A 15,081-nucleotide genomic window follows, 5' to 3' on the forward strand; every position below is an offset into this window, starting at 1 on the left:
TTGTTCCTAGTGATTGGCCCAGTTTGCGCAGCGACGTACCGCCTCCTGCCACTGGGCGAGCGCGCGTTTGCGCTGATCCATGCTGATCGCCGGAGTAAAGCAGGCGTCTGCCTGCCAGTGGCTCTCGATTTCTTTCAACCCACTCCAGAATCCGGCACCGAGACCAGCCAGTTGGGCAATTCCCAACGCGGTCGTTTCGATATTGGCAGGACGCAGAACGGGAATGCCAAGCGCGTCGGCAAGCAATTGCATTAGCAGATTGCTGCGTGCCCCACCACCGTCGACCCGCAATTCACGCAACGGTATACCCGAGGCAGCTTCTATCGCACGCAGCACGTCAACCGTCTGGTACGCTATGCCGTCGAGTGCGGCACGGGCAATGTGCTGGCGTGTCGTACCGCGATGCAGGCCCAGTATCGTCCCCCGCGCATACGGATCCCAGTGCGGCGCTCCCAGCCCCGAAAACGCAGGCACTAGCACGACACCATCAGCATCATCCACCGACATGGCAAGTTGTTCGATCTGGCCGATCTCCTGCACCAGCCCCAGCCCCTGCTGCATCCACTGCAGGGTGGCACCGGCCATAAACACACTGCCCTCGATCAGATGGGTGCTATGGCCCTCGATGCACCAGCCTACCGTGGACAGTAGAGCATGCGGCGAAGCTGGCGGCCTGCTGCCGGTATTCATCAATAGGAAACTGCCCGTGCCGATGGTGTTCTTGGAGCTCCCCGGCTGCAGACAGGCCTGGCCGAAGGTGGCAGCCTGCTGATCACCGGCGATCGCGGCGATGGGGATGGCCGCATCAAACAGTTCGGCATGGCTATGGCCGATTACACCGCTGCTATCGACCAGTGCAGGGAGCAGTGATGGGGGAATATCGAACAGTGCCAGCAGATCGGGATCCCACTGCTGCGTGTGCAGGTTATACAGCATGGTGCGCGAGGCATTGCTGGCATCGGTAACATGGGCCCCTGTCAGCTTGTAGAGCAGCCAGCTATCAACGGTGCCGAAAGCCAACTCACCGCGGCTGGCACGTTGCCGCGCGCCAGGTACATGATCGAGCATCCAGCGCAGCTTGGAAGCAGAAAAATAGGCATCGATGACCAGCCCGGTCTTTTCCGCAATCAGATTCGCATAGCCGAGTTCGCGCAGCTGTCCGCAGTAATCGGCAGTTCTACGATCTTGCCACACAATCGCATTCATCAGCGGCAGCCCCGTAGCACGATCCCATAACACGGTCGTCTCGCGCTGATTGGTGACGCCAATCGCACGCACTTGGCTAGCGCTGACGCGGCACTGTGCCAGTACCTCGCGTGCGGCAGACAACTGGGTTTGCCAGAGTTCACGCGGATCGTGTTCCACCCAGCCGCTCTGGGGGAATATCTGCCGGATCGGGTGCTGGGCGCTGCCCACCATGGCGCCATGCTGATCGAACAGAACGGCGCGCGAGCTGGTCGTTCCCTGATCCAGCGCAAGGATATAACTGGCCATGCAAGCCTCCTGTCACGCAGCCATGGACAGAGCGCAAATGGCGCTGTATCCATGCATCGATCAGACGGTATGCTCCCGTTGGTGCCTGCATGCCCAGCTTACTACGCCGCCACAGCACGTCATGGGCGCTGCGGGCCCACTCATGGTCTATCAGATAACGCAATTCCTGCTCATGCAGGCCAGGCATCAAGGCGCTACCGAGATCACGCAGATCGCGGCAATCGGCCAGCATACGGTAAAGTCGTGTCCCATACGCGCGCGCATAGCGGCAAGCCAGCTTTTCGGGTAGCCATGGATATTGCTGCTGCACGGTAGCGACGAAGGCGTCAAAGTGCAACGCTGATGCATTACTCGGGCTGCCTCCCAGCAGGTCACCGCCCGGCAGACAGGCATGTTCAGTCCAGGCCTTGCCGGGAATGGCGATCACCTGGGCTAGCCGGTTCATTGCATCTTCCGCCAGCTTGCGATAGGTAGTGATCTTGCCGCCGAATACAGACAACATCGGTGCTTCATGACGATCGAGCTGAAGCTCATAATCACGGGTAACCGCCTGAGCATTGCCACTACCGTCGTCCAGCAACGGCCGGATACCGGCATAGCTCCAAAGTACGTCTGCCGGAGCAATCTGTTGGCGGAAATAACGATTGCTGATACTGCAAAGATAGGAAACTTCCTCGGGGCTGATGCTCACTCGGCGCGGATCGTCAGAATATTCGACATCAGTGGTACCGATGAGGGTGTACTCCTGCTCGAACGGCAAGGCGAATACGATGCGGCCGTCGTGATGCTGGAAAATATAGGCTTCCTCATGGTCGAACAGTTTCGCCACCACGATATGACTGCCCTTCACCATGCGCAACTGGCGCGCACTCGGCAGCTGGGCCTGCCGCAATACATCGAGTGTCCAGGCCCCCGTCGCATTCACCACGCAGGCCGCCCTGACCTTGATCAACTCGCCCTGATCCGTCTGCAAGCTGGCATGCCAGCTGCTCTCCCGAGTGTAAAGCGCGCTGCAACGGGTGCGCGGCAATATGCGCGCACCGCGCTCACGTGCATCCAGCGCATTCAGAATCACCAGACGGGCATCATCGACCGCCGCATCGGAATACACGAAGCCATGCTGCAGATCCTGGGCCAGTACACTGCCGGCCACATGGCGCTGCAGATTGATGGCAGCCGAGCCCGGTAGCAGATGGCGTGGTGCCAGATGATCATATAGAAACAGGCCACAGCGCAACAGCCAGGCCGGACGCAGATTGGGAAGATGCGGTAAGTTAAACCGCAGCGGCTTGATCAGATGAGGGGCACTGCGCATCAGGACCTCCCGTTCCGCCAGTGCCTTACGAACCAGCCCCAGTTCGCCATATTGCAGATAACGCAGGCCGCCGTGTATGAGCTTGGACGAGGCGGAGGAAGTATGAGCTGCCAGATCATCCTGCTCGCACAGGATCACCGACAGGCCGCGTCCGGCCGCATCGCGGGCGATGCCGCTGCCATTGATGCCGCCACCGATAACCAGCAAATCGCACTGCAGTGGAGAGCTCTCGGCCATTATGCTGCCACCGCCTGCTTGATTGAGTCATGTAGCATGGCACCGAACTCCAGGCTGCCGACAGCGGTCTGGCCGCCATCGATGGGCAGTACCGCGCCATTGATATAGTCGGCTGCACCGCTGGCAAGAAACACTGCTAGTGCAGCGACTTCATCCTTGCTGGCGGCCCGTCCCGATGGAATCCCCCTCAGCAGACGCTGCCAGCTAGACTGACCATCGGGCGCCAGCCGGCGCATGCCTTCGGTATCGCCCACCGGCCCCGGCGCTATGCCGAGGCAGCGTATGCCTACACTGCCCCACTCAATGGCCAGCGTACGGATCAGCATATCGATGCCGGCTTTAGCGGCACATACATGGCTCTGTGTGGCGGTGGGCAGCCGTGACTGTATCGCCGAGATAGCCAGCAGCATGCCACCTGGCTTGCGCAGAAACTCGTAGGCCGCATGCGCGGTATTGAAGGTACCGATCAGATCGATATCTATCACGGTCCGGAAACCCTTGGCAGACATATCGACCGCGTTAGCGACGAAATTTCCGGCAGCCCCCGCCAGCACAATATCGATCGGACCGAACTGCTGCTGGGTCTTGAACAGTGCCGCATAGATCTGGTCATGATCCCGCACATCCGCCGACAGGCCGATGGCGCGGCCACCCGTGGCGCGGATCTGCGCAGCGGCCTGTTCGGCCTTGTCCAGGTTGCGTCCCACGATGGCCACCGCCGCACCCGCCTGCGCATAGTGTTCAGCAATACGCTGATTAATGCCGCTACCACCACCCGTGATCAGTGCGACTTTTCCGGCCAGCAGGCCGTCGACAAATATCTGGTTCATTGCATATCCTTGTACTGGAAAGAGCGCACGCTACCGCCAGCGCTGCCACAAGGCAGCACTGCGCGGCGACGTCCGGTAAAGTGGGAACTAGAGCAGACGGCAGACGCGGTCTAGCCACCCGGTCAGCTGGCCGATGACTTCGTCACGATTGGTTTCGTTGAGCACTTCATGACGAGCCCCGCCATAGACATGGGTCGACAAATCGGTCAGACCAGCCCCACGCAGACGCTGCACCAAAGGATCAAACCAGGCCAGCATACCGTTGACCGGATCATGGTCCCCTGTGAACAGATACAGCGGCATATCCTTGCGCAGGCGCGCCAGCTGCTCCGGCTCTGCCGTGCAGTTGCCAACATCAAAAATGGAGCACAGCGATGCGGGCGTCAGCGCAAAACCGCACAAGGGATCGGCGATATAGTCGCGCGGTACTTGCGGGTCGCGGCTGAGCCAGTCCACCGGTGTCACGGCGGCCCCAACCGTGGCATTGGCTGACTCTACGCTCCAGCCGGAACGGCGCGGGTCTAGCAGTTCCAGTGCCGTGGTACCGGAAAGTGCACAGCCATCCAGTAACTGCCCGTGCTCCAGCAGATAGACCTGCGCAGCCATCGAGCCCATACTGTGCGCCAGCATCAGTAGCGGTATCCCGAAGTGACTGGCACGTGCGTGGCGTGTCACAACGGCCATGTCGTCAACCAGTCCCTGAAATCCGCGCGGGCCGAAGTCGCCCAGACTGCCATCGTCAAATGCCGCCTGACCGTGGCCGCGATGCTCACTGGCGATCACCTTATAGCCCGCCGCGACCAGTGCTGCCGCCACATGGGCATAGCGGCTCGCATGTTCGGCCATGCCATGCACAATCTGCACCACGCCTTTGATCACGGGACCGGTCCAGCAGATCAGGTGGATAAGGCCACCATCATTGGCGCCTAAGGTGTAGCGCTCCATCTTGATGTTCATTCTGTACTCCATCGAACCGACGATTTAATAACGAACAGTGACATCTACACCGTAGCGGCGCGGATACGGCAAAGTGGTGAAGCGCGTCTGCGAAGTGCCATCAAGGACGATACCGGTCGGATTACGGTTGTCGCTCAGGTTCTTTCCGTACAGTGCAACTTCCCACTTACGCGACGCTGCTTGTAAGGCAATACGTGCCGAGACATCACGTGTGGCGCCAACACGGGAATTGGCTTCGTTTGTCGCAAGGAAATATTGATCGCCGATAAAACTGGCATCTGCATGCATGGTCAGCAGGTAATTCTGTACGGGCACACTGTAGTCGGCACCGACGTTGCCGGTGTAGCGCGGCGCTTCGATCATGCGCTTACCGGCCAGGTCAACCCCGTTCAGCAACAGCGAACGATACTTACCGTTCAATAATCCCAGACTGGCACTGAGCCGCAGTTGCTTATCGACCTGCAGGAAGCTTTCGATCTCTGTCCCTGTAATGCGCGATTGTCCTGCATTGACCAGCTGCTGATTGCCTATCCCGACCACATTGATAAATTGCTGATTGCGGAAGTCATAACGGAACGCGGAGAGGTTCACGGTCAGTCGCCGATTCCACATTTGCGATTTGAGCCCGCCTTCATAGGAATTCAGGTACTCCGGCTGAGCCACATTCAGGTCGGCCGCATTCGTCAGTGCGCCGCCGTTGAAGGCGCTGCTGCGATAGCCGCGCGCATAATGCGCATACAGCATCAGGTCCGGTGCCAGCTTGGCATCGGCGCCCAATCGGCCAGTCGGCTTGCGGTCATCGTAGCTGAGCTGCCCCTGCTCAGGAATCAGGGGCGTCACGCGGAAGCGATTGAGCCGGCCCTGATCACGCGTATAGCGCACACCACCGTAGGCAGTCCAGATATCATCGATCTGATATGTGCCATCGAGGTACACAGCATTGGAGCGGCGTTCCTGCTGATACTGCTGATTCAGGATAGGCATGGCGGGCGGGCCACCAAAGATGGTGTAGGCCGTGCCGATATCGACGTTGTCGCGTTGATGATAGACGCCCGTAATGAACTGGAAAGGCCCATCAAAGGCAGTGGTGAAACGCAGGTCCTGACTGAATTCATGGGTGCCGCTACGGAAGTCGATATGCAGCAAGGGATCCATGGTGCCATCCGCATCGACCAGATTCTGGAAGCGGCCATTCAGGAACGAGGTGATCGACGTGATCGTGCCGAGCTCAGTACTCTTGTTGAGTGTCAGGTATGCGCCGCTACCGCGCACGGAAATCTCTCCGGAACGGTCATCCGCAACCTCGTAGTCGCCCAGGCGCTTACCCGTGTAAGGATTCAGGCGCGGGTTCTTCCCTAGCGCATTCAAGCCATTCGAAGCAAGTCCGGTATTGACTGCGCCTATGGCATCTGGATTGTTATTGACATCGAATAGGCGCAAGCTGCCTGACAGACCTTCGCCATCTTTAAAGCCCAGCGTCAGGCGCGCCGCCTTGCGATCGATATTCGACAGATCATGCCCGCCCGGATTAACGTTGTGGATATAGTCGTCGGAATGGGCGCCGGTAAAGGCAAAGCGTGCAGTTAAGCGGTCATCAATCAGGGGAACTTCCAGCACGCCCTTGGCTTCTTTGTAGCCATAATTGCCGGCGCCCACAGTCAGTTCGGCCTCCGGCTTGAAGCGGGGACGCTTGGAAATGAAGTTCACCGCGCCGGCTGTCGTATTCTTGCCGAACAGCGTGCCCTGCGGCCCGCGCAGCACTTCCACCCGCTCGGTATCGAAGATCTGTGCGCCACCCAGATACTGGGCGCCGATATACACTTCATCAAAAAATGCGCCGGTCGGGGAAATCGCATTCAGATTGAACTCGGAGGTAGATATCCCGCGCAGCGAAAACTTCGGTTGCGACTCGTCGCCGAGATTCGAGACACGCAGATTCGGTACCAGCCGGGCAATTTCAGTGCCGGTATCGATCTTGGCACTGGCCAGTGACTGTGCGTTCATGACACTGACCGACACGGGCACATCCTGCAGACGCTGCTCGCGCTTCTGTGCCGTCACCACGACGGTATTGTCTTCGTTGAAATGGCTGGCCTGCGCTGGTGGCACGGCTGGCTCCGGCACTGGCTCGGGAGTTTGCTGAGCATGGGCGCTAATGGCGAGGCCGAAAGCGGCAACGGAACCTAGCATTTCTTTGCTGCTAATCATAGTAGTCTCCTTGTTGTGTTTGTAATGAAGGGAAAAGCGTTAATGGGGGGACGGACAGAGGTGATGTCGGTATTCGGCGCGGATGCGATGCTTGAGTATCTTTCCGGTGGGTCCCAGCGGCAGCTTGTCGACGAATACCACGGCATCAGGTATCCACCACTTGGCGACCTGGCCCTGGTAGAGCGCCAGCACCTCCTCGGCTTGCAGCGCAACATCCGGCTTGCAGGCGATCAGCAGCAGCGGGCGCTCTTCCCACTTATCATGGAATACGCCGACGCAAGCGGCTAAGTGCACTGCCGGGTGCGACATTGCGATATTCTCCAGGTCGATGGAACTGATCCATTCGCCGCCTGACTTAATCAGATCTTTGCTGCGATCCGTGATCTGTACATAGCCATCGGCACTGATGTTGGCGACATCGCCGGTAGTGAACCAGCCCTGATCGACCGCACTGCCCGCGCTATGACCGAAGTAGGAATCAATCACCCACTGGCCCCGTACCTGCAGATGCCCCGGCGTCGTACCGTCCCACGCCAGTTCATGGCCGGCGTCATCGATGATGCGCACGTCGATGCCATACAGTACATGCCCTTGCTTCTGCAGCAGACTGCGCAACTCGGTGCGATCCAGCAGCTGATGCTGTGCCTGCGGGGTGCAGACGGTAGCCAGCGGCGACAGCTCGGTCATGCCAAAGGCGTGGATCACCTGCAGACCGTATTCGTCGCGCAGACTATCCATCAGCGCCGGCGGGCAGGCGGTACCACCTATGACGATCCGGCGCAGACTTTGGAACTGACTACCGTGCTGCCGCACAAAATTCAGCACACTGAGCCAGATAGTGGGCACGCCCGCCGAGAAGGTGACCTGCTCGTGATGGCACATCGCATGCAGTGCGCTGCCGCTCAGCAAAGCACCGGGCAATACTAGCTTGGCCCCCACCAGCGCGGCTGAATAAGGCAAGCCCCACGCATTCACGTGAAACATAGGAACTACCGGCAGGATGCAATCACTGGCCGACAGGTTGAAAGCATCCGGTGCGACTTGCGCATAGGCGTGCAATACCGTCGAGCGGTGCGAATACAGCACGCCCTTGGGATTACCTGTGGTGCCGGAGGTATAGCACAGGCCTGAAGCCGCATCCTCATCAAAAATTGGCCAATTCCACCTCGCATCATCACTGCAAAGATGCGCTTCGTAACTCTGCAATTGTGGCAATTGCGCAGCGACAGGAAGGTCCTCATCGTCACACAAGGCAATGTAGCGAACTATGCCCGGGCAGTGCTGAGCGATTTCGCTTACCTGCTCGATGAATGCAGGCTCGAAATAGAGCATGGTGCTGCCCGCATCGTTAATGATGTAAATCAGTTGCTCCAGATGTAGACGCGGATTGAGCGTGTGCAGCACAGCGCCTATTCCTGCTACACCATAATAAAGTTCCAGATGACGAAAACTATTCCAGGCCAACGTGGCTACGCGCTCGCCCATGCGGACGGGATAACTTTCCAGTGTCTGGGCCAGACGCCGCGCACGCAGATGACAGTCAGCGTAGGTGTAGCGATGAACCTTGCCGTGCTCGCCATACGATACGATTTCACGCTGACCGAAGTAGCGCTGTGCATGGCGCAGCAGCGAGGTGATAAGAAGAGGTCGGCGCATCATCTGGCCGGGCAAGGGGCTGGTGCAAAGTTCAGTCATGCAGGTCTCCGCTGGCATACGCAAGTAGGAAAGCAATCTCTTCCATCCAAGCGCGCTTTTCGTTTAGTATTTATTTAGGTACCAACAACTAGCTGGTCCGGTATGAAGAACTTTAGAGCCTGACCAGAAAATGTTCTTGCCCGGACAAGCCAAGTTTTTGACTCATAAAGACAACGTCACATCAGCGTTGGACATAAAAAAGGGAGCGCAAGGGGATGACACAACCCTCGACGGCAGGAGCTTGGCTGACCGGGATCTGGGAATTGCTGGTAACCATAGGGCTAGATCCGCAGGCTATTTTTTCCCGCGCGGGCATCAGCGAGAAAGGCTTCAGGGAGCCACACCAGCGCTATTCAAGCGATACCATGAGCCAGCTATGGAATGTCATCATCGAGGCTTCAGGCGACGAGCTGGTATCGCTGGCGGCAGCGGAACATCCGCGCCCTGCGACGCTCGATCTGCTGACCTACACGATGATTACCGCGCCGACACTGGAAGGCGCGCTGCAGCGTTTCATACGCTATATCCGGATCATCAGCGATGCAACCATCTTCCAGCTGGAAGCAGATACCGATGGTGCACAATGGCTTCGGCTGGAAATTGAGGGCGGCGTCATTGCCATTCCGCGCCAGCGCTGCGAATTCATCCTGGTGACGATACTGAATATCTGCCGCTGGATCGCCAGCCAGCCGATCAAACCACTGGTGACGGAACTGGCTTTTCCCGAACCCGGCAGTACCCAGATGCATGTGCGCGCGTTTGGCGGCGTTGTGCGATTTGGTACACAGCGCAATGGCATGCTGTTTTCCCACAGCGATATGCAGATGCCACTCCCCGCATCGAATCCCGTACTCTCCGAGTTACACGAAAGATTTGCTGTCGATTTTCTCGAGAAGATGGATCAGTGGCGCTTTGTACCGCGAGTACGTGACGTCATCATTCGATCATTGCCGGATGGATCACCAGCCCGCAGCAAAGCAGCAGAGGCATTGCATGTCAGCGAGCGCACGCTACAGCGCCGGCTCGAACAGGAAGGCACTTCGTATAATGATCTACTCGACGAGACGCGGCGCGATTTGGCGAAAGAGTATTTGCAAAAAAATGTTATGGCGCTGGCACAGATTGCATTTTTGCTGGGCTTTGCCGATCAAAGTGCCTTCTGCAGGGCTTGTCAGCGCTGGTTCGGCCAGTCCCCCAAGCAACTGCGCAAAATGCAATTGACCTAAGCTCTCAACACACCGCTGCGCCATACTTGCGATATGCCATGCCGGGACATTACGATTTGGCTTCGCTCCCGGCTTCACCACTCTGCCGGATGGCCTGCTGCAATCCCTGAATCGCCAGAATGCCAGACGCCACCAGCCCGACCAGTCCACGTTACTGAAAATGGCGACGTGGCAATTCAAGCGCATGGGGAGAGCGATCAGCGAGATCGCCTACAGTCGCTTGATGGTCGGCGCCTCATGGCGCAGCCCGGATTTCCAGAGCGGGCGCCAGCCTTGCCGTAAGCTGGTTGTAAAGCTCATGCGACAGCGGGTCTTTCGTCCGGACGCAGCGTGAGCACGCGCACGCCATTACGGGTGACTGCCACCGTGTGTTCGAACTGGGCCGACAGTTGACCATCGGTGGTGACGACCGTCCAGCCATCGTCCTCGGTTCGCACCATGTGGCGGCCTTGGTTGAGCATCGGTTCAATGGTGAACACCATGCCTTCGCGCAGGATCAGGCCGGTCTTGGGACGGCCCCAATGCACCACCTGCGGCGGCTCATGCATTTCGCGGCCTATGCCATGGCCGCAGTATTCGCGCACCACGGTATAGCCATGGCGTTGCGCATGGCGCTGAATGGCATAGCCGACATCGCCCAGCTGCGCGCCGGGGCGTACCGCATGTATGCCCTTCCACATTGCTTCATAGGTGGTGTGGACCAGGCGCCGCGCTTCCTGCGACACGACTCCGACCAGATAGGTCTTGCTGGAATCGGCGATGTAGCCATTCTTTTCTAGCGTGATGTCAAAGTTAACGATATCGCCGTCGTTCAGAATCTCGGCGGCGGAAGGCACGCCGTGGCAGACCACGTTGTTGCGCGAGGCATTCAGCGCATAGGCATAGTCGTACTGGCCTTTGCCGGCCGGCCGCGCGTGTAATTCGTTGACGATGAAGTTATCGACCAGGTCATTGACCTGCATGGTCGACATGCCAGTCAGCTTCAATTGATCCAGCCGACTGAAGACACTGGCTAGCAGACGGCCAGATTCGGCCATCAGCGCGATTTCATCCGGTCGTTTGGTCATGGCACCACTGCTTTCAGTTGACGCGCATCGACGCCGGCCGCGTGCAGCTCGCGGGCGATGATTTCATTAAAAGACAATAGCGGGTTGGTCTCTGCCAGCATGCCGATCTTGATCCAGAACGCTGCCTGCGCGTTGATCGAACGGCACGATACCGCACTGGCCTTGCGGATCTGGTCATGTAGATCCTCGTCGATGTTCACAATACCCATAATCACCTCAATATACGAAACGTATATGAATTATATATTCAGACTGGAAGCGGCCGCAAGCCGATCCTATATCGCATCATTCAATTGGCATTTCCACAATGAATATCTGGGTTGTGCGTTTGCTAGCAGAGTTAACCCAGTCAGTTTGACCCGCCCGCCACACCCTCGCGAACGCCGCGCCCCGGTCGTAAGCCCCTTCAAAGCCTAACTCTCATGGTTGTTCATGAAGCTGCTTCAAAGTCCGCCGCTGCTTGCATGACTTGGCCGTCTCGGTCTTTAGCATTCCCGATCGCTGGAAAGCGTACTTGTCGATTACACTGGGTGAGCGCCTGTCCGCGTAGCACGGCTCAATGGTTTCCGAGCGAAGATAGCGCCGGACGGTGTTTCTTGAGATGCCAAGACGTCTGGCGATTTCTCTTAATGGCACCTGGTCGGGAATGTGCCAGCGTCAAATAATGCCTGATAGTGCCACGTCGATCAATCCAATTTCCCATTCAATGTTCTGAGCAGGACTGTGTCTTAAACGTGGGGCAGTTTCGTGTGCAAATTATGCGGCAAAGTGGGAATGTTTTCGTTGCATGGCGCACGTCCAGTCGTTAGGATAAATCGCGCCGAAAAAATCACATCTCTTTCTGTCTAGTTTTTCCAAAGCAGATCACCCAGTTGCACCGGCTGCAGCTGAACAGTATCGGACAGATTAAAACAAAAAAACCGCTGGCCCCTAGTAGGAACAGCGGTTTGTTTGATGTCCGTCGAGTGCGCTGGACAGTGTCTTGGCGGAGACGGTGGGATTCGAACCCACGATACAGGTTTTGCCCGTATGCTTCCTTAGCAGGGAAGTGCCTTCGGCCACTCGGCCACGTCTCCTAGTCGATTACTCAACTATGTCTGCTTTGCTAACTGCGCTACAGCAGACGACCGCCATAGTATAGACCGCACTGGGTTTGGTCAAGGCTACTCGGCGATTTTTTTGAAAAAATTATGCTTTTTCCAGTTCGAACGCTTTGTGCAGTGCGCGCACCGCCAATTCCATGTACTTCTCGTCGATCAGCACCGAGATCTTGATCTCCGACGTAGAGATCATCATGATGTTGATGCCCTCTTCCGACAGGGTACGGAACATCTGCGAAGCCACACCGACGTGGCTACGCATGCCCACGCCCACCACCGAGATCTTCGACACTTTGGCGTCGCCGGTGATGCTGGCAGCGCCCAGCTCGGCCTTGGTGCTGTTGAGCACGTCCACAGCGCGCTGGTAGTCGTTGCGCGAAACGGTGAAGGTGAAATCGGTTTTACCGTCGACCGACTGATTCTGTATGATCATGTCGACTTCGATATTGGCATCGGCCACCGGGCCCAGAATGTGGTAAGCCACGCCCGGACGATCCGGCACGCCCAGCACGGTGATTTTGGCCTCATCGCGGTTAAACGCGATACCGGAGATGACTGCTTGTTCCATGTTTGTATCTTCCTCAAACGAAATCAGGGTACCCGAGTTGGCTTCGACATCGATGTCCAGCATAGGGTCGGTCAGTGACGACAGCACGCGGGTCGGCACGCGATAGTTACCGGCGAATTCCACCGAACGGGTCTGCAGGACTTTCGAGCCCAGCGACGCCAGTTCCAGCATCTCTTCGAAGGTAATCGCCTTCAGGCGGCGCGCTTCCGAGACCACGCGCGGGTCGGTGGTGTAGACGCCATCGACGTCGGTGAAGATCAGGCACTCGTCGGCCTTCATGGCAGCGGCGATCGCCACGGCCGAAGTATCCGAACCACCACGACCCAGCGTCGAGATATTGCCACCCTCGTCCACGCCCTGGAAGCCGGTGATGATGACGATCTTGCCGTCATCCAGATCCCGGTTCACCTTCTCGTTGTCGATCGATTGAATACGGGCTTTAGTGAAAGCGGAATCGGTTTTAATCGCCACTTGCCAGCCGGCGTAGGACACCGCCTTCTTGCCGATAGCCAGCAGGGCCATCGACAGCAGGCCCACCGACACCTGTTCGCCGGTCGAGGCGATCATGTCGAGTTCACGTGGGTCAGGCTGCTCTTGAATTTCTTTCGCCAGCGCGATCAGGCGATTGGTTTCGCCGGACATAGCCGAAGGCACCACAACAATGCGGTGACCTGCGTCATGCCACTTGGCGACACGCCGCGCCACGTTCTTGATACGGTCCGTCGAACCCATCGACGTACCGCCGTATTTGTGCACGATTAAAGCCATAACAGTGAGTTTTTCCGCTCAAATAAAGGTAAATGGAACCCTAAACTCTACATGCCGCACTGCAAAATAACAAGTCAAAAAACAGATAAAGTCATACCGAATAAGCATATCTACATACAAAATTCGGCAGAAACAGACAATTGTCTATACTGCTTGCCAGCGCAGACGGATGCGGTCTGTGCCTGTAGTCAACTTATTGCAGTCCATGCCTATGCCTGCCGCGAACAGCAGCTGTTGCGGCGCACTCACAACGGGCAGGCGGCCACGCTCCCAGGCGGGAATGCTCAGTGCCTGATAGTGGTATTTGATGCCGCGCGTAGGCCGGTTTGCGGCCAGTTTGAGCCGCTCGCCCCCCCGGCGGAATTCGATCACCAGCGGCTGCTCCTGCAGCCACTGCGGGTCCAGCCCCTGCTCTGCCCGCTCGAAATGCAGCACCCCGCCATACGCCGGAAAAGCCAGCTCGCTCTCGCCTTTCCAGACAAATTCCGTACCGGGCGACTGGTCGAATTGATCTTCCCGCGTTCCTTCCAGCGCTTCCAGCTTGGGCGTCAGATATAAGCGGTCGCGATGACGGCGCACGTGGCAGTCCGGATGGGTGACCAGTAACTGCGCGTCATAGCGTGCCTCCAGCAGCTGGGTCAGCATCTCGCCCAGCCATGCCGAACTGGGCATGCGCAGCTGGCGCAGCTTGAACCAGTGGCGCAGCAGATTGGCGCAACGGTCCGCACTCAGGCCGCGCAGGCGGGCCACATCGAGGCTATCACCATCCAGACACAGAGCCAGATCCTGCTCGGCCAGTTCGGTCAGCAGGCGCTGGGCCGACTGGGCATGCTGGGCGCTGCGCGCAAAGCGCTCCTGAAAGCCGGGGAAAGCCGCCGCCAGCGCCGGCATCACCTTGTGGCGCAAGGCATTGCGGGCAAAGCGCGCGTCGTCGTTCGATTCGTCGTGGATATGGCTGATCTGCTGCGTTGCCACATACGCATCGAGCTGCTTGCGCGACACCGGCAGCAGCGGCCGCGCCATCACCAGTTCAGGATTAGCCAGCAATTCCGGCGCCGCATTGGCCGCATCCATGCCCGACAGGCCGGCCGTACCGGAACCGCGCAGCAGCTGCAGCAGCACGGTTTCCGCCTGATCGTCGAGGTGGTGGGCAGTGAGCAGCAGACGCACGCCATGGCGCGCGCACAGCCCCCCTAAAGCCGCGTAACGCACCTTGCGCGCCGCCGCCTCGGTACCCGTCTTGCCCTGATCCGTCAGTTGCACGCGCTGCGCCTCGAACGCCACCCCCAGCGCGGCACAAGCCTGCTCGCAATGGGCCAGCCAGCTATCGGCATTCGGGCTCAGACCATGGTGGATGTGGAAGGCATACAGCGTCACGCCATGCGCGCGCGCATAGCCATGCGCCAGATGCAGCAGGGCCGAGGAATCGAGCCCGCCACTGAGCGCTACCGCTATGCGCGCCGGCGCCGCCGCGGCACTGCCATCGGCCTGTACACGCGCCAGCGCGGCGCTGGTGGCCTGAGCGAAGATGCTGCTCAGGGTAGGAATCTGTTGCTTCTTCAATGCCTGCTCCAAAAATGCAAATCGGGGGCAGCGCCCCCGACTCTTGTTGATGC

The 15,081-nt window shown here is 58.4% G+C and carries 12 protein-coding genes and 1 tRNA gene; 1 reads left to right on the forward strand and 12 read right to left on the reverse strand.

Annotation, left to right across the window (positions count from 1 at the left end):
- Positions 1–6: 6 nt before the first annotated feature.
- The 6 genes from glpK to GTP27_RS01355 all read right to left on the reverse strand — a co-directional run bounded on the left by glpK (position 7) and on the right by GTP27_RS01355 (position 8,736).
- The gene (gene glpK / locus GTP27_RS01330; RefSeq protein ID WP_229633342.1) at positions 7–1,440 is read right to left on the reverse strand and encodes a glycerol kinase GlpK; all 1,434 of its coding nucleotides are present in this window, start codon (positions 1,438–1,440) and stop codon (positions 7–9) included.
- Positions 1,346–3,046, reverse strand: coding sequence for a glycerol-3-phosphate dehydrogenase (gene glpD, locus GTP27_RS01335; protein WP_229633282.1), 1,701 nt, complete (start codon positions 3,044–3,046; stop codon positions 1,346–1,348). Before glpD ends, glpK begins: the two co-directional genes overlap by 95 nt.
- Positions 3,046–3,876 (reverse strand): SDR family oxidoreductase, encoded by an 831-nt coding sequence (locus GTP27_RS01340; RefSeq protein WP_161037390.1) that lies wholly within the window; start codon positions 3,874–3,876, stop codon positions 3,046–3,048. Before GTP27_RS01340 ends, glpD begins: the two co-directional genes overlap by 1 nt.
- 87 nt (positions 3,877–3,963) lie before the next feature.
- The gene (locus GTP27_RS01345; protein WP_161037391.1) at positions 3,964–4,833 is read right to left on the reverse strand and encodes an alpha/beta fold hydrolase; all 870 of its coding nucleotides are present in this window, start codon (positions 4,831–4,833) and stop codon (positions 3,964–3,966) included.
- 24 nt (positions 4,834–4,857) lie between these two features.
- Positions 4,858–7,041: a TonB-dependent receptor gene (locus GTP27_RS01350; RefSeq protein ID WP_161037392.1), complete on the reverse strand. Its 2,184-nt coding sequence runs from the start codon at positions 7,039–7,041 to the stop codon at positions 4,858–4,860.
- 39 nt (positions 7,042–7,080) lie between these two features.
- Complete coding sequence (locus tag GTP27_RS01355) at positions 7,081–8,736, reverse strand: long-chain-fatty-acid--CoA ligase (protein ID WP_161037393.1); 1,656 nt, start codon at positions 8,734–8,736, stop codon at positions 7,081–7,083.
- Between the two features lie 215 nt (positions 8,737–8,951).
- Between GTP27_RS01355 and GTP27_RS01360 the strand changes: the two genes are divergently transcribed.
- The gene (locus GTP27_RS01360) at positions 8,952–9,962 is read left to right on the forward strand and encodes an AraC family transcriptional regulator (protein WP_161037394.1); all 1,011 of its coding nucleotides are present in this window, start codon (positions 8,952–8,954) and stop codon (positions 9,960–9,962) included.
- 296 nt (positions 9,963–10,258) lie between these two features.
- Here GTP27_RS01360 and map read toward each other — a convergent pair whose 3' ends face one another.
- From map to tilS, 6 genes are all read right to left on the reverse strand, one after another.
- Complete coding sequence (gene map / locus GTP27_RS01365; RefSeq protein ID WP_161037395.1) at positions 10,259–11,029, reverse strand: type I methionyl aminopeptidase; 771 nt, start codon at positions 11,027–11,029, stop codon at positions 10,259–10,261.
- Positions 11,026–11,238 (reverse strand): ParD-like family protein, encoded by a 213-nt coding sequence (locus tag GTP27_RS01370; RefSeq protein ID WP_161037396.1) that lies wholly within the window; start codon positions 11,236–11,238, stop codon positions 11,026–11,028. The genes map and GTP27_RS01370 overlap by 4 nt, the downstream gene beginning before the upstream one ends.
- A gap of 211 nt (positions 11,239–11,449) precedes the next feature.
- Positions 11,450–11,665 carry a helix-turn-helix domain-containing protein gene (locus tag GTP27_RS01375; protein ID WP_161037397.1) on the reverse strand — a complete coding sequence of 72 codons (216 nt, stop codon included), beginning with the start codon at positions 11,663–11,665 and terminating at the stop codon, positions 11,450–11,452.
- 347 nt (positions 11,666–12,012) lie between these two features.
- Positions 12,013–12,105, reverse strand: a tRNA-Ser gene (locus tag GTP27_RS01380).
- Between the two features lie 112 nt (positions 12,106–12,217).
- On the reverse strand, positions 12,218–13,465 hold the full coding sequence (locus GTP27_RS01385) for an aspartate kinase (protein ID WP_161037398.1): 1,248 nt from the start codon (positions 13,463–13,465) through the stop codon (positions 12,218–12,220).
- A gap of 144 nt (positions 13,466–13,609) precedes the next feature.
- Entirely contained in the window at positions 13,610–15,028 is a 1,419-nt protein-coding gene (tilS, locus tag GTP27_RS01390; protein WP_161037399.1) for a tRNA lysidine(34) synthetase TilS, read from the reverse strand.
- Positions 15,029–15,081: the final 53 nt, after the last annotated feature.

The organism is Duganella qianjiadongensis, from assembly GCF_009857915.1.
In the GTDB taxonomy this organism is placed as follows: Bacteria; Pseudomonadota; Gammaproteobacteria; order Burkholderiales; family Burkholderiaceae_D; genus Rugamonas; species Rugamonas qianjiadongensis.